We start from the raw sequence: 20,492 nt of genomic DNA on the forward strand, positions 1-20,492 counted from the left end.
AAGCGGGACGGTCGAATTCGAGAAAACGTTTGACTCCCCCCTTCGATACGCTCGTTGCCGAGGATGCCGGCGTGTTGAGTTTCTACTATTATATAGGAAATGTTTCCGCGCTGAGCGGGGCGACGGGCAAGGTGGGCTTTTCGAGCGCGGGCAGCCTGACGGCAGACGCTTATACGTGGGAGATGGCCGACGTGCTGAGCCAGGCGGTCAACGGCTGGAACTTGATGACGCTGAGGCTGAGCGAAGCGGATATCGTCGGTCATCCCAACCTATCGGCTGTCGATTACTTCCGGCTGGCGGTGAACAAGTCGTCTTCGACAGTTTCGAAGCTGGATACGGTCTATTTTGTCGAGCGTCAAGATTTGGTTGTGCAAAATCACGCGGGAGCCGGCACCGACGTCCTGAAGCTGGACGTGACGAACGCAGCGGGCTCCGGCAATAAATATGTATACCACAAAGTCGCGATGCCCGACTACAGGTTTCAACCGGGCGATTATATCGAATACGACGTCCGCATGGACGGCGCCGTGAACGGAGCCGGCGGCCTCGATATTTTGACGCTGGAGGGCGGCAATTTCCGCGACACGGGCTGGACCGACCAGAACGGTCTGAGCGGCCACGGCGGCTCTGCCAATCTGTCGGCGTATGCCGACAACCAGTGGTACCATCGGAAGCTGAAGGTGCCGCTGTCCATGGTCCGCAAGCACATCGACCAGCTGCTGCTCGTCGGCGAGAACGACAAAGGCGGGCTCGGCTACAGTGCGCAGTATAAAAACATCGTCGTCGCCGACAGACTGGGCAACCTGCGGCAATCGCTATTTACGACGGCGGAGGAAAAGAGTCTGTACGGCGTAGCCTACAGCAGCGGCATCGCCGACAGCGGCGTGACCGGGGGACCGACCGTTTATGCGCCGGACGCCAAGGTGCATACAACCGTTTTCGGCTCGCAGGACGTCGTCGTCGCAGGGTTCGACGTGACCGACGCGCGCTATGGCGCCGACCCCACCGGTGGATTGGACGCGACTGCGGCGTTCCGGCACGCGCTGAACGACTGCGCGATCGCGGGAGGCGGCGTCGTCTACGCACCGGACGGGCAATACAAGCTGCTGGGCAGCCTCTTTGTGCCGACGTCCTGTACGTTGCGGGGAGATTGGAAGAAGCCTTCCGACGTCGACAAATCCGTAGATGGCACGCTATTGCTCGCGTATCCGGGGGAGGGGGAGATGCGCAGGCGCGGCCGTTTATCACGCTTGGAACGTCCGCCGGCGTTCGCAACTTGTCCATCTATTACCCCGAGCAGACGATAGGAGAAGTTACGCCTTACCCCTACACGATCGATCTGACGACGCCTTCGTCCGGAACGGCAATGAACGTGACGCTGGTCAACGCCTATCAAGGGCTATCGACAGCCAAGCGGGTAAACGGCCTGCACTATATTCGCGACGTGTACGGCACGCCGCTGCAGACGGGTATCTATCTCGACCAGGTCTATGACGTCGGCCGGATGGAGGAAGTGGTATTCTCGCCTGAATATTGGGCCGAGTCCGGCTTGCCCGGCTCGCCGAACGCCGCGTCCGTCGCAGCCTATACGCAAGGCGACAACGGTTCCGTCGGAATCGTGATCGCCCGCAACGACTGGGAGGTCCTGAACGGCGTCACGATCGACAGGTATGCAACCGGAATTAAGTTCATCGGTACGAGCGGCTTGTCGAACGGCAGCATCTACAACCTGACGGTTAAAGGCGCGCGCACCGGCGTGGACGCGGAAGCCGTCAGTCCGTACGGCTGGCTGATCTCGGCCAGCTCGATCGAGGCGACCGCCGGGCCGGACCCGGTTGCCGTGCTGGCGCCGACCGGATTCGCGAACGCGAGCCTGCAATTCAACAAAACGACGCTTAGCGGCACGGGCGTCGCGGTTCGTCAGCTCGGCGACGGCTTGCTCAGCTTCGTGAACGGCAGCTTTGACAGCTGGAACGCGGCGGGCTGCGCGATCGACGCGCAGGAAGGAAGTTTGCTTGTGCAAGGAAGCGAATTCGCGGCTTGCTGCAGGCGGAGCCTCCAAGCATATTTGCCTGGGCAGCGGGGTATCGTCCGCAAGCTTGCTTAGCAACGATTACAATGGCTCAGCGGTTATTCAGAATGCCAATCCGTCCAACAACCAGATCGTGATCGACCAATCTCCGCGTACGTTCGAGGAGATCGACGGCTCGCCGTATACCCGCTCCGTGCATCCGAAGCCGGCCAAAATCGGAGCGGCCGATTTGTTCGACGTGTCGGCGAGTCCGTACAACGCGGCGGCAGACGGCGTAACCGACGACACCTCGGCGATTCAGGACGCGCTGGACGACGCGGGCGCGAACGGCGGCGGCACCGTGTATATGCCGGCCGGCAAATACCGGGTCGACGGCCATCTGGAGGTGCCGGCCGGCGTCGAGCTGCGCGGCGCGCAGGATGTGCCGTTCCATACGATGAGCCACGGCACCGTGCTGTACGCTTATGTCGATGGCGACGCCGGAAACGCGAACGGGACGCCCTTTATCAAGCTGAACGCGGACCAGGTCTTGGGCGGTTCCGGCATTCGCGGGATCTTGATCTGGTATCCCGAGCAGGATGTCGACCAGGTCACAGCCTACCCTTGGACGATCCAAAGCCAGGGCCCCCATTGTTGGATCGTTTATACGAACGTTTCGAACGCCTATCAGGGTGTGGACTTCGGTACGTACAACAATGACGGCCATGTCATTGACTACTTGTCCGGCGCCGGCTTGAAGACGGGCCTGTTCGTCGGCAATACGTCGACCGAGGGTTGGGTGGAGAACGTACACTTCAATCCGACGTACTGGTCGGGCGACGAGAAGCTGCTCAACTCGCCGACCGGCGCGGAGACGCTGACAAAGATTTGGCCGTGGCAGAAAGCGAACGGCACCAGCTTCGTGTTCGGCGCCGTGGCGGACGGCCATGTCAGCGAAACATTCGTTTTCGGCGCTAACGACGGTATGCGGTTCATCGAGCAGCCGGGTCTCGGCAGCTTTCACGGCACCGTGTTGAACCACGGCACCGATGGATCCAGGAACGGCATCCGATTCAGTTCGGTCGACTCGCGGGGCGCAACCCTCATTAACCTGGAAACCGTGCAATACGACAACGGCCATTTCGTCGTGGTCGACAACACGGTATCCGGCAGCGCTCCGATTCGTCTTTTTAACACCAACCACTGGACCAATCCGACCGTTGGCTATGACATCCGAGGCGGCGACGTGCTGTTGCAGCAAGGGCATTTTGCCGACGGCGGGACTCATGCGATCAAGGTCGCGGGCGGCAGCGCGGCTATTCAAACGAGCTATTTTGCAACGGCGATGACGCAAATGGTCAACAACGCCGGAGGTACCTTAAGCGTTACCGGCAGCGCCGCCGCCAACGGGCTCACGGTTTCGGGAACAGTGACGCAGGATGGGAACGTAAGTCGGTAAGCGCGATGAACAGTCATGCAAGAAGCCGGGTGCCTGATTGAGAGGCCTCGGCTTTTTGCAATCAGGAGACAAGTCTCGGAATAAAAATAAACCCTCCCGACCGCCTATTGGGAGTCGAAAGGGTTGGAGGCTAACCGCCTCCTCAAACTCGTTGATTCACGTATCTAATTAGTATCGATCTCCGCCGTGTTCTCGGCCGTCGGTGCTCGGCGTCGAGGCGTTTTGGATCACGATCAGGGTCGAGGCCGTGATCGCCTCGCCGATCAACGGACTATCGGCCGGAGGCGCGTACGTGACGCTGACGGCTTCGGTGCCGGCTTTCACCGGCGTGACGATGCCTGCGCTGCTGACCGTAAGGACGTCGTTGGTCAGCGAATCGAACCATTTCAGATGGCTCACGATCGAATCTCTCAAACTTTGCGGTGCCGATGGTAAGATCGACAGATTGCCTTTACTACCGTTAAGCAGACTGTAATTGACGACTGGATTGCTTAGCGTCAATTCAATCCGAGGCGGCAGGCTGAGCTCGACGATGTCGATCGTGAAGGTCTTGCTGACAATATCCTTGCCCGACTTCTTGTAGGTGACCTTGACGGTCGCCGTGCCAGCCGAGGATGCCGTCAGGCGGCCAGATTTTTTATCTTTTTCGGATTCGTTAGCTGCCAATGTGGAGTCATTGCCGGTAATACTCCAATACAGATTATTCTTAACCTCCGCATCCAGGTCGGGCGGAAGAAGAGCGCCAAGATCCGTCGTGCCGTTGCGCTTGATCGTCAGCTTCTCGGGAGGTCCGAGCACAACGGGCAGAACTTTGACCGTCGTGTAGACCGGAATGTCCGGACTGCCGTCAGAGGGCTTGTAGATCAGCGTAATTTTTTCTTCGCCGAGCTGCACGCCGGTCGCCAGGCCGTTATCGTCCACGTCAACGATGCTTTTGCCCGTTTCGTCCTGCCAGGTCAGATGACCTAGAATTTCGTCCTTCATCGAATCCGGCGCGATAGTCAGATCGTCCTTGAGATCGCGCGGATCTGCGCCTTGGCCGATCTCGATGACGTCCGGGAATGCGATGGATACGACGCGAATCTCGGTCTCCGCGGGGGCGGTCTCATCTCTGGACGTAGGATTCGCATATGTGGCTTTGACCGTTTCGGTACCCACCTCTTGCGCCGTGAGCAGCCCCGATTGATTCAAGGTAACGACCTTGTTGCCGTTCGTATCGTTCCAAGTTACGAACGGAAGGATCGCGTTCGTATCGCCGATCGGTTTAATGCCGAGCTTGTCGGACAGATTGTATTGTGTGTCCAGCAGCATCGTGAAGGTGCGCGGCAGCTCGAGTTCTACCGGCACGATCCGAATGCTGAATTCCGCCTTGATTTGCGGGCTGCCGTCGCTAGGCGCATAGATCGCCATCGCCTTTTGGGTACCGCTGCGTACGCCGGTCACGACGCCGGATGCGGATACGGTAAGCTTGTCTTGTCCGGTCTCGACCGCCCAGGTCAGGTGACTTTCGATCTCGCTCTTCAGCGCGGCAGGACCTCTCGTGAGATCGTCCAGCAGACTGCGCGTGAGACCGAGCGTGACCGAGACATCGCGGCCGGTAAGCTCGACGACGTTAACCTTGACCTGGTGCGACCAAAGGACTTGATTGCTGCCCGGCAGCTTGTACTCGGCGAGTACGATCGCTACGCCAGGCGCTTTGGCCGTCACTTGGCCTTGCTCGTTGAGGTAGGCATAGCTGTCACCGTTCTTGAACGACCAGTTCAACCCGTCAATGAACCGTTGACGATCGCCGTTTTCGTTAACCTTAAGATGATCGGTATCCGCCAGTTGAACCGCTGCGGATCCGGTACTCGACAGCGTGACGCTGCCCGTCATGGACGCCTCGATGACATGGACGCGAATGCTCAAGGCAGAGACGACAGGTCCGTCCGCAACCGGCTTGTACTCGACCTTGATGGTCTCTTCGCCTGCGGCCAAGCCAGTGACCTTGCCGTTGGCGTCGACGGCAGCATTGCTTTTGCCGTTTTCGTCGGTCCATACGAGATGGGTCAGTACCTCGTTCTTAAGGGAAGCCGGCGTTACGACGAGCAGGCCGGACAGATCTGCCGGCTCTCCGCCCTTGATCACGACCGCTTCCGTAGGTCCCTCCAGCAGGACCACGTTAACGACGATCTCCCAGACGGCGATGACGCGGCCGTCCGCATCCTTATAGGTCGCCGTTATTTTCTCGGCTCCCGGCGCGAGGCCTTTGACGATTCCCGTAGCGGCATCCACGGACGCAATCTCTTTGCCTTGCTCGTCCGTCCAAGTGAGATGAGATTTAACGTCGTCCGTTAATCCGGCAGGAAGGACGGTAATCTGGTCCTTCAAATTAATCGTACCGTCCTTGGCGATGATGACTTGCGTCGGACCGCCAAGTTTGACGACTTGCACTTGAATGTCCCACGAAGCGATGACCAGGCCGTTCGCGGTTTCTTTATAGGAGGCCGTCACCGTCTCGACACCGGCTTTGGTTCCCGTCACGATGCCTGTTGCCGCGATTGTGGCGAAATTCTTGCCTGCTTCGTCGGTCCACACCAAATGTCCTCTAACTTCGGCGTCGTAGGTCGCCGGCAGCACGGTCAGCAGCGATTTTAAATATAGCGTGTTGCCTTCCGCGACGGTGACGGATGCGGGGCCGCCGAGATCGACCACATTGACCTTAATCGTCCAAGAGGTAACGACAGGCACGTTAGGCGCTGGACGGTAAGCGGCGGTCACCAGCTCGCTGCCTGCGGCGATGCCTGTCACGACGCCGGCTGCATTGACGGAGGCGTAGGACTTGCCTGCTTCATCGCTCCATTCCAGATGGCTCAACACTTGGCTGCTCAGATTGCTGGGGAGCGCCTCGATCAAGTCCTGAACGGTCAGCGTCCGCCCCTTGCCTACAGTGACCTGTTCCGGTCCGCCCAGCGAGATCACGTTGACTTTGATTTTCCATTCCGTGATTACAGCGCCGTCAGGCGTCTCCTTATAGCCGACCGTTATCGTTTCAGAGCCGGGCGCAAGCCCCTTCGCGATGCCGGCGGCCGTGACCGATGCGATCGTCTTGCCGCTCTCGTCGTTCCAATACAGCTTGCCAAGCAATTCGGCGGACAGCTCGGCCGGCGCGCCGGAGATCAGCTTTTTCAAGTCGATCGTCCCGCCCAGACCGACTTCGATCTCTTCGGGACCCGAAAGCGCCACGACCTTTACTTGGATCGTGCGGGAAGCGATGACTGGTCCGTTCGGTACTGCCCGGTACTCGACCGTGATGTCTTCGCTTCCGGTTTCGTTGCCGATGACGATGCCTTCCGCATTTACGGCAGCGAAGTTTTTGATGGCTTCGTCGCGCCAGGTCAAGCTGGCAAGCATCGAATCGCTTAAGCTGGACGGCAGCATGTTTATTACGCTTTTCAGATCCACCGATTTTCCTTTGCCTATCGTAACGGAAGCCGGTCCGTCAATATCCACCACATTCACCTGAACCGTCTTCTGCATCACGATCGGTCCGCCGTCCGTCTGCCGGTACGTTACCGTGACATTTTCGATACCTGCATTCGTGCCGGTGACGATGCCCGTCGATGCGCCGACGGATGCGAAGTCTTTGCCGCTCTCGTCGCTCCAGGTCAGACGGCTCAGCACCGCCGAGCTAACGTCGGCCGGCGCGGCGCCAACCAGCGCTTTGACGTCGAGCGTCTTGCCTTTGCCCAACGTGACTTGTTCAGGTACGCTCAGATCGACGACGGTAACGCGCGTCGAAGCGGCGACAGGCGTCGTCTTCGGGTTTTTCTGATATGACGCCCCGACCGTGGCGGAACCGGTCTTCTTGCCGATGACGACGCCGTTGCCCGCTCCCGCTTCTACGGTGGCGGCGTCGCCGCTCGTCCAGGTCGTATAGCTTTGGATGCCGGTCTTGCTCGCCTCCGGCGTTACGCCGAGCGCCGTATTCCACAGATCCCGCTTCCACTCCGTGCCGAGTCCGATATGAATGTCGGCAGGGAGCGTGAGCTGGATCGGCTGTATGACGGTCACGCGATACGTCTTGGTGTAGGTTTTGCCCTTGCTGGTCGTCGCGACGACCGTGATGTCGATCGGGCCGGCGTTGACGCCGGTCAGTAGCTTCTTCATGTCGTCGGCGCCGTTGCCAAGCTCGCCGATCGTGGATTGACCGGACCCTACGGACCAGGTCAGCCCGGTCAGCGTCTCGTTGGCCAGGATGAGCTTGGCTTCGAGATTAATCGTGTCGTCGACGTTGACCGTGCTCGGTCCGACGATATTGATACCGGGCACGACGACCGTCACGTTCGACACGGCGGTCAAGCCGCTGCCGTCCGTCGCCGTCGCGGTAATCTTGGCGGTGCCTTCGGCAATGCCTTTAATGATGCCCGCGGCATCGACGGTCACCAGATCAGGGCGGTCGCTGGTCCAGGTCAGCGTCCTGTTGGACGTATCGTCAGGACCGATGACCGGCGTCAGCTTCGACTCGTCGCCTTTCGCGATAATCGTGTCCGACAGGCTCAAGCTGGCCATTTTGGTGACCGCTTGAACTTGATACGGCTGGAATTGCAGGCTGCGCTCGATATCCTTGGTGACGATCGCGCCGTTTACGTAGAAGTCCGTGAAGTTCAAGTACGAGTTGTCGAGCAGATAGCTGCCGTTCTGCTTCGGCGTGACCTTCACCGTGAAGCTGACCGGATCGGCGACGAAAGATCTGCCGTCCTGGCTTAATCGATATTGAATGTCGGCCAGCGAACCGGTCAGTCGATAGCCTGTCGCCAGCGAGCCGGCTACGGCCGGATTCAGCAGCAGGGGGGGACGCGTCGGCCGCCAGCACTTCCAGATTGCCGGGCAGCTTTTCATCCAGCTTGAAGTTTTTGATGACCAAGTCTTCGGCGTTAATGCCGTTTTGATAAGGAATGCTCTTCGGCGTAATCGTATAGGTCATCGTGAACGGTACGTTCTTTTCGATCTGGTTGTTGACGACGTTGGCGGACAAAGTGCGGCTCAAATCGACGTTGGCGGTCACCTTCACGACCTTAGTCGTGATCGTCTGGGTGGCGCTGGCACCGCTTTTGTCCTTCGCCGTGACGTAGATAACCAAGTCGCCGCCGTTCGGCAGCGGATTGTCGTACGATTCGGTGACGATATCGCCGGTTTTGACGTCGCTATAAGCTTTGACCTGCTTCTCGGTCCAGGCGTCCGAGGCGCTGGCCCGGTATTTGAAGGAGACGGCCGTGCTAAGCGTGCGGTCGATGACATCGTAGTCCTGCGCCGTGTAGCTCAACAGTATCTTGTTATAAGAAGGTATAATTTTGCCGGTATCCGCATAATTCGTCGGCGTGCTGACGTTCACGATCGGCGCATGGTTCGATCCGATGAACGCCCGGTACATCGTATTGACGAACAGGCGCTGCTCCCAGTCCGGAAAGTTGGCGTTCGTATGGCCGGTACCGGAGTAGGTCACGTTGCCATACGAATAGGTGTAATAGTGATTCCAGCTGTCGTCGTCGTCCCGCGGGCCGCCCGTAATGTTGTACCAGGGGGATCAGCTTGGGATCTTCCAGCTTCAGGCCGAAGTATTGGTCGTGCGTCGTATTGACCTTGGTGATGACACTACTAATATTGAAAGGAAAACGAGTTAATAATCCTTCGTTGACTTTTTTTAGTTGTCGTGGAAGTTTCCGGGGCACCGAGACCCATATTTGTCATGGGGCTGAGTTGGCCAGTCGATTCCTGAAAGTAGCTGATCCAGTTCGAATTGCCCTGGAACACCGTATCGTGTGTAAACATGACGCTCTGACCAGTCGCGATATAAGCATTGACCGCGTCGGCGGCCGTCTTATCGATGCTGGCGCTGCTATTGTAGGAATCCGCGAAGCCGAAGATCAGCATGTCGTAATAGCCGTTGAGCGTTTTGTAGCCGGAACTGTTGAAGGTGCTCATGGTAATGGTTTTGATCGTAATGTCGTAGTCGTCCGTCTTGAGGTAGCTCTGGTTCATATTGTTGCTCTTGAGCAAGCTGCTTGTATCGCCGCTGGAGGGCAGGATTTGCAGCACGTTAATTTTGGTCAGCTCGTCGCGGAACCGGAGCACGCCGCTCTGGATATCCTTGAGCTTGCTGCCCTGATCGACAAGCTCGAGCTTCCAATAGTGGACGCCGGAGTAGCCCTTTGGCAGGCGGAAAGTGAGCGTATTGCCGGTCGTGGCGGTCACGGGCTGCGATGCGATCAGGTTGTTGGAATCGAACTTCAGCACGCTGTCGATGCCGATGTAGAGGTTGGCGGTCATGCTTCGCTGGGCGATGTTGCCGACATTGGCCACGTTGAACGTATAAGTAAGCGTATCCCCGGCCACATAAATTTGATTCTGATTGGCGGTATAGTCGATCGGCTTGTCCGTTACGATCAGACGAGGTCGCTCCGCAGCGCGGTTGATCAGATCGGTCTTCGTCAGGAAGGCGGTGGCGCTGGCAAAGTGCGCATCGCCGACGAAAATTACGTTGCCTTTGTTCGAAACCGGGACGAATGGCGTTGTTGAACTTGTGAGGGAAGTTGCGTAAGGTAATAATCCCGCCTTCAGGATGCCGGCCGTATTTTGATAGAGTGCGCCGCTGCTCGACGTTGAGCTTGTTTTTTGGCTATATACGATGACGGGCAGGCCGCGATCGATATAAAAATCCTTGATTTCTTTCATTTTCAGATTGGTAATGTCGTTCATGATGCTTTTCGTATTATGGTTCTGGTAGTAGCCTGGGCCATCCGCTTCCGTCCAGACCATTGTCGAATTGTAGGCGCCTTTGCCGATGTATATGGCGTCGTAGCGACCATCCAGTTCGTCTCGCTGGGCGACGAACTGCTTCATACGGATGGACTCGATTTTTATAACGGGATCGTTGTATGTGCCGAGTAGCGGAAGCAACTCCGAAGTACCGTCGTCCGTAATTTCGAGCACGCGGATTTCTTGTTTTGATGAAGTGGGCGTGACGTCGGTGATGGTGAATTTCTGTCTAGCATCCGTAGCCGTATCGCTGTTGGCTTTAATCGTAGTTGTACTATTGCTACCGTTATTGCTGGAAACGGTCGTCAAATACTTGTTGTTCGAGAGCGACATAAACGTAAATGCGCTGCCCGACGCATCCTTCTTGAACGTTTCCGTGATTTTGACCGCAGTTGCGGATGCAGTCAAATCATTCGTACCGTTGGCCGTGACGAAAAGACCGTTCTCCTGCGAACGCAGCGATACGGTGCCGTCACCCCAGTCGGTCATAATAAATTTAGTCGCCGTATCCGTAGTTAGGCGTAATTGTGTGCCGCTTAAGACGACATTGCGGACATTGTTGTTTGACGCCGTGCCGGTCAACGTCACGATTTTGTAGGTAGCCGCATGCGTATGAGCCGGCCCGAATGCCGTAACGGGGATTCCTCCGATGACTAAAACAGCCGCCAGCATCAAGCTCAACCATTTTCGAATTCGCGACATATTCTCTCCCCCTAATGGTTCTCTATGTAAGTTTCTCGCTTGATGAATTAAGTAGGTTGCTAGACCTAGAATCTTCCGAACCGATTTTACCATATTCTTCTGAAAAAAAACTGAACAATTTTGTTGTCGATTTATGGGTTTTTATGGCACAAAAAGCTGCTTGTCTTTTCATTACGCGGCGATATATAATCCTTCTGAGAAAAAACTTGGAAATAAGTCGAGCGGTATCATTTATTTCACTGGAAATTTACACGCATTTAACATAGATATCATAAGGACTATTGAACTAGTGTCAGGGGTGGTCGGATTGGCGATCGTAAAGAAGAGATTGGGAGACTTGCTGGTCGAAAGCCGCATCATCTCCGAGGCGCAGCTTCAGGAGGCGCTGCAGGAGCAGCGCAAGACGAAGCAGAAGCTCGGGGACCTCCTTATCACGCAGGGCTACATCAACGAGCAGCAATTGATCGAAGTGCTCGAATTCCAGCTCGGCATCCCGCACGTCAGCCTCTTCAAATACCAGATCGAACCCTCCATTACGCAGATTCTTCCCGAAGCGCTGGCGCGTCGATATCAGGCGATCCCGATTCAAAAGGAAGGCGGCAAGCTGCTCGTCGCGATGGCTGACCCGCTCGATTACTTCGCGATCGAAGAGATGCGGATGAGCACGGGCTTCCGGATCGAGCCGGCCATTACGAGCCGGGACGAGCTCAACCGCGCGATCGCCCGCCACTACGGCCTTCAGGATTCGATGAGCCAGATCATGGGCGAGCTTCCGACGACGCAGGAGGAGATCCGCGAGACGGAGATCACCAACGAGGATTCTCCGGTCGTCCGGCTCGTCAACCAGATGATCCAACAAGCGATGCAGTTGCGGGTGTCGGACATTCACGTCGATCCCGGCGAGGCGAGCGTGTCGATCCGTTACCGGCTGGACGGCGTGCTGCGGACGGAGCGGACGATTCCGAAGCAGATGCAGGGCTTCATCACCGCGCGCCTTAAGATCATGGCGAAGCTGAACATCGCCGAACGGCGTCTGCCGCAGGACGGCCGGATGAAGATGTCGTTCGACAACCGGACGATCGATATCCGGGTTTCCTCGCTGCCGACGATTCATGGGGAAAAGATCGTGCTTCGTCTTCTTGATCTGAGCACCGGGGTGAAGTCGATCGATCTGCTTGGCTTCGGCCATCGCAACCAGGCTATTTTCCGGGAAATGATCGAACGCCCGTACGGCATCCTGCTCATCACCGGACCGACCGGCAGCGGCAAGACGACGACGCTTTACTCCGCGCTGAATCATTTGAACCAGGAAGCCGCCAACATCATCACGGTCGAGGATCCGGTCGAGTACCAGCTCGAGGGGATCAATCAGGTTCACGTCAATCCGACGATCGGGCTGACGTTCGCGGCCGGCCTGCGCTCCATCCTTCGTCAAGATCCCAACATCGTCATGGTGGGAGAGATCCGGGACACGGAGACGGCGGAGATCGCGATCCGGGCTTCGCTGACGGGCCATCTCGTGCTGTCCACGCTCCATACGAACGACGCGATCAGCACGGTGACCCGGCTGCGCGACATGGGCGTAGAACCGTATCTTGTCGCTTCGTCGCTCATCGGGGTCGTCGCCCAGCGGCTCGTGCGGCGCATTTGTCCGGAGTGCAAGAGCGCGCACGAGCCGACCGAGCAGGAGACGATGCTGCTGCGGGGACGGGGGCTGTCGCCGGACAAGCTGTACGCGGGCAGAGGATGCGGCAACTGCAACAAGACGGGCTATCGCGGGCGCGTCGCCATCCACGAGGTGCTGGGCATGAACGATTCGCTTCGCCGGATGGTGTCGGAAAATGCGACCGTCGAGGAGCTCCGGGCCGCCGCGGCGGAGCAGGGCATGATCAGCCTGATGGACGACGGACTCGCCAAGGTGCTTAGCGGCGTCACGACGCTTCAGGAAGTGATCCGCGAGACCGTCGCCTATTAAGGAGAGGGGAAGAGACGATGACAGCAGCAATGAAGAGCCGCATGGTGGATCTGCTTCGCGCGGCGCACGAGGCCGGCGCGTCCGATCTGCATATCTCGGTCGATTCGCCCCCGATCCTGCGGGTGCACGGCAAGCTTCAACCCGTCGGCGAGGAGAAAGTAACGGCGGAAGAGGCCGCGCATATGGCGCTTGCGCTGATCGACGCGGAGCAGACGGAGCGCTTCGAACGCGCGGGCGAGCTGGACTTTTCTTACGAGTTGGAGGGGCTGTCCCGGTTCCGGGTCAACGCCTACCGGCAGCGGGGCAAGGTCAGCATCGCGGTGCGGACGATTCCCACGCAGATTCCGACGCTCGAGCAGTTGCAGCTGCCTCCGATTCTGAGCACGCTCGCCGCCAAGCCGCAAGGACTGATCCTGGTGACGGGGCCGACCGGCAGCGGCAAGTCTTCGACGCTGGCCGCGATGATCAAGCACATCAACACGCATGAGAAAAAGCATATCGTGACCCTTGAGGATCCGATCGAGTACCTGCACGGTCACGGCTCGTCGATCATCGACCAGCGCGAAGTCGGCAGCGATACGAAAAGCTTCGCCAACGGCCTGCGCGCCGCGCTGCGCCAAGACCCGGACGTCATCCTGGTTGGCGAGATGCGCGACCTGGAGACGATCTCCGCCGCGGTGACGGCGGCCGAGACCGGACACCTCGTGTTCGCCACGCTTCACACGACCGACGCGCCGCAGACGATCGACCGGATCATCGACGCGTTCCCGGGTCACCAGCAAGGGCAGATTCGCGCCCAGCTCGCCGCAGTGCTCGTCGCCGTTATCTCGCAGCGGCTGCTGCCGCGGACGCAGAACCGGGGCAGAGCTTGCGCGACGGAGATTCTGGTCAATACGCCGGCAGTGGCGAATCTGATCCGCACGGAGAAGATTCATCAAATCAAGAGCGTCATGCAGACGGGACGTCAGCTCGGCATGCATACGCTGGAGAACGCGATCAAGGAGCTGCTTCAGGCAGGAGCCGTCGAGCCGGCCTACGCGCGGGCCTACCTGGCTGAGTCGGGTGTCCTCTGATGGCGGACTTTCTCTACCAGGTTCGCAGTCAGACCGGACGGCAGATCAAGGGCAAGCTGTCGGCGTCGAGCAAGTCGGCGGCGATGGACGAGCTTCGCAAGCGCAATCTCGTCGTGCTGTCGCTCAACGAGCAGAAGACGACTTTTCTCAACGCGGACATCTACATCGGCAACCCGGTCAAGCACGAGCACTTCATCATTTACTGCCGCCAGTTCGCGACGCTCATGCGCGCCGGCGTCAGCATCGTCGAAGCGACGGCCATTCTGGCCGAGCAGACGGAAAGCAAGCCGCTCAAAAAAGCGCTGCTGGACGTACATACGGGGCTGTTGCGCGGCGTGTCTTTTTCGCAGTCGGCCGGCGAGCACAAGAAGATTTTCCCCGCCATCTTCCTCAGCATGATTCGCGCGGGCGAAGAGACGGGCGACATCGAGGGTACGCTGGAGCGGCTCGCCAAGTTCCTGGAGAAGCAGCATGTCACCCGGGAAAAGATCAAGTCGGCGATGACTTATCCGCTCGTCGTCGGCGTGTTGGCGATCGGCGCCGTCGTCTACCTGCTGAAGGCGGTCGTGCCGCAGTTCGTCTCCATGTTCGAATCGATGAATGCGCAGTTGCCGGCGATCACGCTCATGGTGCTCGCGCTCAGCAAGTCGATCGAGCATCAGTGGTACCTGTGGCTGCTCGGCGCGGCCGCGCTTGTCGTCGCCTATCAAGTCGCCAAGCGTACGGACAAAGGGCGCTACTGGATCGACTACGGCAAGCTGAAGGTACCGATCTTCGGCAAGCTGGCGCAAAAAGGCGCGATCGCTCAGCTGACGCGCACGCTATCCTCGCTGTACGCGAGCTCCGTGCCGGTGCTCCAGTCGCTGCAGATCGTCGAGGACCTCGTCAACAACGTCGTCATCGGCGGCTACATTCGCAAGTCCGCGGACTCGCTCCGCCAGGGCAATCCGCTGTCCGAGCCGCTGAAGCAATCGTGGGTATTTCCCCCCGATGGTCACGCAGATGATCTCCATCGGCGAAGAGACCGGCGCGCTCGACCAGATGCTGGAGAAGATCGCCGACTTCTACGAGATGGACGTCGAGAATACCGTCGACAGGCTCAAATCGCTGCTCGAGCCGCTGCTGATCGTCTTCCTCGCCGCGCTCGTCGGCACCATCGTGGCCGCAATCATGCTGCCGATGTTCACGCTGTACGGGCAGATGGGTTGATCGGGGAAAGGAAGCGCAAGAAGGAAGTACAAGAAAAGGTTGTCCATGCGTCATCAGGCGCTAGAACATATAGATTTATAAATTGAGATGAAAAGCGGAGGGATTGGCAATGAGAACGGCTGTAATGAAGCGTCTCGGCAAGGCGAAGGAAGATCAAAAGGGTTTTACGCTGATCGAGCTTTTGGCGGTAATCGTGATTCTGGCGGTTATTGCGGCGATTGCGGTGCCTTTGATCGGCGGAATAATTAATAAATCGAAAAAGGATTCAGACATTTCAACCGCTCGTCAAATTTATGATGCTGCAAGATTATATGTTACTTCTGAATTAGGTGGAGATACAAAAGGGAGCGGAAGTTCCAATGTTGAAGTAGCTATAACTACGCTGCAAACAAAAGATTATCTGGATGACAACTTAGTCTTGCCTAGTACAAAAAAACAAAATTACCGGAGGGAAAGTTGTATTTGACCATGCAACGGGTGCTTTATTATATGTATCTTACTCGACCACAACAGGCGGAACTGGTTTAAAATATTATAAAGGAACAGATGTACTTGCGAGTAAGAGTGATGTAACGCCGACGGATGAAGAACCTACTACTCCTTAATTTGTTAACAAAGGAACCGGCCCAACCGGTTCCTTTTTCCTAACCAACCTAACTAACATCGAAAGCGACCATCGCCATCATGACGATTCTTCTATATATATACTTGTTCGCGCTCGGCGCGGTGCTCGGCTCGTTCTACAACGTCGTGGCGCTGCGCGTGCCGGCGGGCGAGTCGATCGTGTCGCCGCCGTCGCGCTGCCCGCGATGCGGGACGCGGCTCAAGGGACGCGACCTCGTGCCGATCGCGAGCTGGCTGCTGTCGCGGGGCCGCTGCCGCCACTGCAAGGCGCCGGTGTCCCCGCTTTATCCGCTAGGCGAGGCCGCCACGGGGCTGCTGTTCGTCTGGGTATATGCCAGCTTCGGCTGGAGCGCAGCCGCCCTCATCGGGCTGCTGTTCGTCAGCCTTTGCGTTATCGTGACCGTATCGGATCTCGCGACGATGCTCATTCCGAACAAGGTGCTGCTGTTTTTTGCGCCGATTCTGGCTATGGCCTGTCTGCTGCTCCCAAACGATATCCCTTGGTGGAGCCACCTGCTGGGTGCGGCAGCCGGCGGAGGCATCCTGCTGCTCATCGTCATCGTGTCGAAGGGCGGGATGGGGCTCGGAGACGTAAAGCTGTTCGCGGTGCTCGGCTTCGTCGTCGGCCTGCCGAACACGATCGTGGCGCTGGTCGCGGCTTGTCTGGCCGGCACGCTCGTCGGAGGCGCCCTGCTGGCGCTCGGCGTCGTCAGGCGCAAGCAGCCGGTGCCGTTCGGACCTTTTCTGGCGCTGGGCGCTTGTCTCGCTTACGCATACGGGGCCGGTGCGATCGATTTTTATTTATCTTTATTTACCTGAACGGGGCGTGACTCACAATGTTCGGATCAGGCGCCAAGACCATCGGCCTGACCCTGGATCCGTCCGGGGCAAGACTCGTTAAGCTGAAAAAAAAGAAAAGCTGGGAAATCGAACGCGTCAACGTGCTCCCCTTGCCGCCCGGTCTGTTCGAAGAGGACCGGATCGCGGACTATACGGAGACTCGCAGCCTGCTGACGGATTGGGTGAGGGCGGAGAAGCTGCAGGGCCAGAGCGTGACGCTTACTTTTCCGACTTCGCATGTCATCGTCCGCCGCCTGCGCATCCAGAGCACGAGCGATAGAGACCTGGCCGGACTCGTGGCGCTCGAAGTCGAGACGACGCTGCATCTTCCTTTCGAAGACCCCGTGCACGATTATATCAAGCTCGGCACGGAAGCGGAGAGCACGAACGTACTCATATTCGCCGCCTCCAGGCAGCTCATCCAGTCCTACACGGACATGGTCGAGGGAGCGGGCCTCAGAGTGTCCGGCATCGAACTGTCGGCGACGGCGCTGGCGCGCGCGATCCGGGAGCTGCAGGACGAGAAGTTCGAAGAGACGATGCTGATCAACCTCGACGCGAGCGCGCTCGAGATTTATATGTTCCACGGCGGATATCCGGTTTTTCTGAAAACGATCGCGCTCTACGGACAAAGCGATGCGGACGGCGCTCTTACCGAGAGCCAGCTGTCCGAAGTAACGGCCGAGATCGCGCGGATGCTCAACTTTTATCAGTTCAGCATTCACGAAGGCAACGCCAGAATTACCGAGGCGCTGATCGTCGGCTCGAATCAAGGCCGCAACCAGCTGCATGCGGAATTGCAGCAATCGCAACCGGAAGTGAGCGTCCGGGCGTTCTCCTTTGACACCTACGCGACCCAGCATACCTACAGCGCAGACGACAATCGCGTCGCCGTCGGCCTCGCGCTGTGGCATCAGGACAAGAATCGAATCAATCTCATGCCGCGCGTCGATCGCGATGCACGGTTGTACCCGCTTATCCTTGCGGCATCTTTGGCCGTATGGGTGCTGGCGGCAGCGACGGTTTCCTATTATTATTTTGACAGCAAGTCCGATCTTCGGGCCGGCGAAAAGACGATCGCGCAGTTGAACGATCAGGTCGCGCTGCTGCAGAGCGGTCTGGAGGCGAAAAACAGCCAGCAAACCGGGCAAACGAATCCGCTCAAAGTCATTGAGGACGTTCGCGGCCATCGCCGCGACGCGATCGCGGTGTTGGCGGAGCTCGAGCGCAAGCTGCCGTCCGGCGGCAGACTGCAAAGCGTCAGCTACAGCAGCCTGGGACAGATCGGCCTGACCGTCCAACTGCCGGATTACGACAGCGCGTCCCGCTATCTGTTCGACCTGAAGCGTATGTCGTTCGCCGCGTCGGCGCAGCTGCAGTCGGTCGCGCAGAGCCCCGCCGGAGAAGGCCCGGCCGTGCTCGTCTCCAAGACGGCGATTTATTCGCTCGACATGAAGAAGCCGGAAGGAGGAGAGGGAGATGACGGGACTGCAGACGCAGCTCAATAAACGTTCGCTGGGCCTCATCGGCGTCGTCCTGCTTTTTCTGCTCCTGCTGCTGTTCGTCGTGTACAAGCAGATGCCGCTTAATGAGCGGCTGTCCGAACAGAGCGACGAGACCGCGCGACTGCGCAGCCAGACAGAGCTGCTCGCGAACAAAGCCGCCGAAGGCCGCGGTGAGGCATCCGAATATTCGGACGCGTCCGTCCAGCAGGCGCTTCCGCTCTCGGACAATACGGAGCAGATGCTGCTCGATCTGAAAAACGTTAGCCAAGCGACGGGCGTAGCGCTGCTGAACGCAACCTTCAGCGCGTCCGACGGCAACCAGCTTCAGAGTATGCTGGGCGGCGAGCAAACGCCTTATGCCTCGGTCGGCGAGCTCAAGACGGCCGTCGCCATCGAAGGCACGTACGACCGGCTGCTCGAGTGGATCGGTGCCTTGCAGAAGCTGCCGCGTCTCGTTTCGGTAGACAACTTCGCGATCGCCAAGCCGTCGCCCGCGGACATGGGCAAGGCGATGACGCTTAACGTCAACTTTACCGCCTACTTCGACCCGTCCTATCGCAATCTGGTAGACGAGGAATTGCTGCCTTACCAAGAGTAACGCCGAATTCCCTGACCGCAAGGGGACGCTGACGGAGCGACGCTCCGCCTCGTCCTCTTTTCATTTTTGTAGGGCTCATTTCCACCCCCAGCGGGACCGAAGGATATGCTACAATAGAGAGACACTCTACGAAAAAAGGTTGTCGAATACGGTATGCGAGTGTCGAACAAGCTAGAATTCACGGAGCATCATCGCTATACCGCCTGCCGGGATTTCTCGCTCGGCGGACTGGAGCGACGCGTGCTGGCCGAACTCTATCAACCGATGGCGGGCGCGCTCTCTATCGGCTTATATTTGTTGCTGTATCACCATCTTGGCGACGACGAGACCGGCTGCGTCCAGCCCGAGGCGCAGCGCAGGCTGTTCCTGGGACTGGGCCTGGAGCCGAATGCGGCCGGGCGGCAGTCGCTCGTCGAGAGCGCCTCGAAGCTGGAGGCGATCGGCCTCCTGCAGACGTTCAGGCAGCACGATCCGGCTGCGGACGAGACGCTCTACGAGTATGTGCTGCAGCGTCCGCTTGCGCCGGGCGAGTTTTTTGCCAATCTGCATTTGACCTTGCTGCTTAGAGACCGGATCGGCAAGCCGGCGCTGATGGAGCTTCGCGAATCGCTCGCGCCGCGCAGTCCCTCGGGGCTCGCGCGATTTCTGAACCGCGAGGAGATCACGGTGCCGTTCTACGAGCTGTTCCGCATCAACGCGGCGCAGATCGATCCGGAGCTGGAGCAGTCCCCGACGCAGCCGGCACCCGCTCGCGAAGCCGTCGGCGCTGCCCAGCCGGAGCGCGTGCGTCATAGCGAGCTGCTGCTTCGCTTCCCGCGAGGGTCGTCGAACCGGGTTTACGTCGAGCGGCTGAACCGGGCGCCCGAGTCGATGGCCCAGATCAACTTCCTTGCGTACAAGTTCGATCTCGAGCTGCCGGAGGTCAGCCGTCTGCTGGACGAGGACGGCGTCTTCCTGCCGGACGGGACGCTGCATTGGGACGAGCTGCAGTCCCGGGCGAATCTGATCTACCGCCAAGGCCGCAAGCGCGGCGAGGAGCGCGAGCGCTACCTGTCGCGCATTGGCGAAGCGGCTTCCGGCGAGGCGGCTGCCGCCGCGTTGGACGAAGCGCTATACGCCGTTCCTCCGTTCGAGGTGCCGGAGCGGCTCAGCAAGCAGGTCGCGCCGGACGAATACGGCCGGATGCTGATGCAGGAGCCGCATACGCGGTTTTTGGAGCGCTTCTTCCCGGGCTCCGTGCCGGACGTCTTCGCGCGCATCTTCGAGCGCATCGATCTGAACTACAAGCTGCCCGAGGCCGTCATTAACGTGCTCATTCATTATGTACTCGGCACGAATCACGCGCAGCGCCTGACGGCGAGCTTCATCGATTCGGTCGCTGCGAATATGCTTGCCAAGGGCATCGATTCTTATGACAAAGCCATTCGGTACGTGCGCGAGCAAGAGAAGCTGAACGAGACGCTCGAGCGCAGACGCAGAGGCGAGAGCGAACCCGCTCCGGCCGGCAAAGGCAAGACGGCGTCAAGCCGCAGCCGCGCGGGCGCGTCGGGCGCGCGCAAGCCGTCCATGCCCGTCGTCGAGGACAAGGGCCCGGCGAAGGCGCTGTCCGCCGAGGAGCGTCAGCGGCTCCGCGACCTGGCGCGGCAGCTGGACAAGAGCTGAGCGCGCGACGGATCCCGTATTGCTGAACGGCTGGCT

Annotated in this window: 13 protein-coding genes and 1 pseudogene; 11 read left to right on the plus strand and 3 right to left on the minus strand. The window is 58.8% G+C overall.

Annotated elements, in window-relative coordinates; all coding sequences use genetic code 11:
• Positions 1 to 74: 74 nt before the first annotated feature.
• From OMP40_RS38910 to OMP40_RS38920, 3 genes are read left to right on the plus strand one after another with little or no spacing between them, the layout of a single operon-like run.
• A complete protein-coding gene (locus OMP40_RS38910) occupies positions 75 to 1,307 on the plus strand; it encodes a glycosyl hydrolase family 28-related protein (protein ID WP_277539569.1) in 1,233 nt (410 codons plus the stop codon).
• The gene (locus OMP40_RS38915) at positions 1,277 to 2,107 is read left to right on the plus strand and encodes a hypothetical protein (RefSeq protein WP_277539570.1); all 831 of its coding nucleotides are present in this window, start codon (positions 1,277 to 1,279) and stop codon (positions 2,105 to 2,107) included. Before OMP40_RS38910 ends, OMP40_RS38915 begins: the two co-directional genes overlap by 31 nt.
• Positions 2,016 to 3,470: a glycosyl hydrolase family 28-related protein gene (locus OMP40_RS38920; RefSeq protein WP_277539571.1), complete on the plus strand. Its 1,455-nt coding sequence runs from the start codon at positions 2,016 to 2,018 to the stop codon at positions 3,468 to 3,470. The genes OMP40_RS38915 and OMP40_RS38920 overlap by 92 nt, the downstream gene beginning before the upstream one ends.
• 168 nt (positions 3,471 to 3,638) lie before the next feature.
• On the opposite strand, the gene OMP40_RS38925 is transcribed toward OMP40_RS38920, so the two are convergent.
• From OMP40_RS38925 to OMP40_RS38935, 3 genes are all read right to left on the minus strand, one after another.
• Positions 3,639 to 8,021 (minus strand): Ig-like domain-containing protein, encoded by a 4,383-nt coding sequence (locus tag OMP40_RS38925; RefSeq protein ID WP_277539766.1) that lies wholly within the window; start codon positions 8,019 to 8,021, stop codon positions 3,639 to 3,641.
• Positions 7,945 to 8,955, minus strand: a complete 1,011-nt coding sequence (locus OMP40_RS38930) for a hypothetical protein (protein WP_277539572.1) — start codon at positions 8,953 to 8,955, stop codon at positions 7,945 to 7,947. The genes OMP40_RS38925 and OMP40_RS38930 overlap by 77 nt, the downstream gene beginning before the upstream one ends.
• Positions 8,956 to 9,107: 152 nt before the next feature.
• Complete coding sequence (locus OMP40_RS38935; protein ID WP_277539573.1) at positions 9,108 to 10,970, minus strand: DUF5057 domain-containing protein; 1,863 nt, start codon at positions 10,968 to 10,970, stop codon at positions 9,108 to 9,110.
• A gap of 307 nt (positions 10,971 to 11,277) precedes the next feature.
• Here OMP40_RS38935 and OMP40_RS38940 point away from each other — a divergent pair, with 307 nt between their 5' ends.
• The 8 genes and pseudogenes from OMP40_RS38940 to OMP40_RS38975 all read left to right on the plus strand — a co-directional run bounded on the left by OMP40_RS38940 (position 11,278) and on the right by OMP40_RS38975 (position 20,456).
• A complete protein-coding gene (locus OMP40_RS38940) occupies positions 11,278 to 12,945 on the plus strand; it encodes a GspE/PulE family protein (protein WP_277539574.1) in 1,668 nt (555 codons plus the stop codon).
• 29 nt (positions 12,946 to 12,974) lie between these two features.
• On the plus strand, positions 12,975 to 14,018 hold the full coding sequence (locus OMP40_RS38945; RefSeq protein WP_277539767.1) for a type IV pilus twitching motility protein PilT: 1,044 nt from the start codon (positions 12,975 to 12,977) through the stop codon (positions 14,016 to 14,018).
• A pseudogene (locus tag OMP40_RS38950) lies at positions 14,018 to 15,227 on the plus strand (type II secretion system F family protein). Before OMP40_RS38945 ends, OMP40_RS38950 begins: the two are co-directional and overlap by 1 nt.
• Positions 15,228 to 15,336: 109 nt before the next feature.
• Positions 15,337 to 15,693, plus strand: a complete 357-nt coding sequence (locus tag OMP40_RS38955; protein WP_277539575.1) for a type II secretion system protein — start codon at positions 15,337 to 15,339, stop codon at positions 15,691 to 15,693.
• A 218-nt stretch (positions 15,694 to 15,911) separates the two neighbouring features.
• Positions 15,912 to 16,670 (plus strand): prepilin peptidase, encoded by a 759-nt coding sequence (locus OMP40_RS38960; RefSeq protein ID WP_277539576.1) that lies wholly within the window; start codon positions 15,912 to 15,914, stop codon positions 16,668 to 16,670.
• 17 nt (positions 16,671 to 16,687) lie between these two features.
• Positions 16,688 to 18,199, plus strand: coding sequence for a pilus assembly protein PilM (gene pilM, locus OMP40_RS38965; protein WP_277539577.1), 1,512 nt, complete (start codon positions 16,688 to 16,690; stop codon positions 18,197 to 18,199).
• Positions 18,171 to 18,794: a type 4a pilus biogenesis protein PilO gene (pilO, locus tag OMP40_RS38970; RefSeq protein ID WP_277539578.1), complete on the plus strand. Its 624-nt coding sequence runs from the start codon at positions 18,171 to 18,173 to the stop codon at positions 18,792 to 18,794. The genes pilM and pilO overlap by 29 nt, the downstream gene beginning before the upstream one ends.
• Before the next feature lie 153 nt (positions 18,795 to 18,947).
• A complete protein-coding gene (locus tag OMP40_RS38975) occupies positions 18,948 to 20,456 on the plus strand; it encodes a DnaD domain protein (protein WP_277539579.1) in 1,509 nt (502 codons plus the stop codon).
• Positions 20,457 to 20,492: the final 36 nt, after the last annotated feature.

The sequence above is a fragment of the Cohnella rhizosphaerae genome (assembly GCF_029525575.1).
Taxonomy (GTDB): domain Bacteria; phylum Bacillota; class Bacilli; order Paenibacillales; family Paenibacillaceae; genus Cohnella; species Cohnella rhizosphaerae.

Coding starts and splice junctions, on each gene's coding strand:
- OMP40_RS38945 (WP_277539767.1), top strand. CDS start 12,975: ATGAAGAGCCGCATGGTGGATCTGCTTCGCGCGGCGCACGAGGCCGGC.
- OMP40_RS38960 (WP_277539576.1), top strand. CDS start 15,912: ATGACGATTCTTCTATATATATACTTGTTCGCGCTCGGCGCGGTGCTC.
- OMP40_RS38975 (WP_277539579.1), top strand. CDS start 18,948: ATGCGAGTGTCGAACAAGCTAGAATTCACGGAGCATCATCGCTATACC.
- pilM (WP_277539577.1), top strand. CDS start 16,688: ATGTTCGGATCAGGCGCCAAGACCATCGGCCTGACCCTGGATCCGTCC.
- OMP40_RS38925 (WP_277539766.1), bottom strand. CDS start 8,021: ATGGCCAGCTTGAGCCTGTCGGACACGATTATCGCGAAAGGCGACGAG.
- OMP40_RS38955 (WP_277539575.1), top strand. CDS start 15,337: ATGAGAACGGCTGTAATGAAGCGTCTCGGCAAGGCGAAGGAAGATCAA.
- OMP40_RS38935 (WP_277539573.1), bottom strand. CDS start 10,970: ATGTCGCGAATTCGAAAATGGTTGAGCTTGATGCTGGCGGCTGTTTTA.
- pilO (WP_277539578.1), top strand. CDS start 18,171: ATGACGGGACTGCAGACGCAGCTCAATAAACGTTCGCTGGGCCTCATC.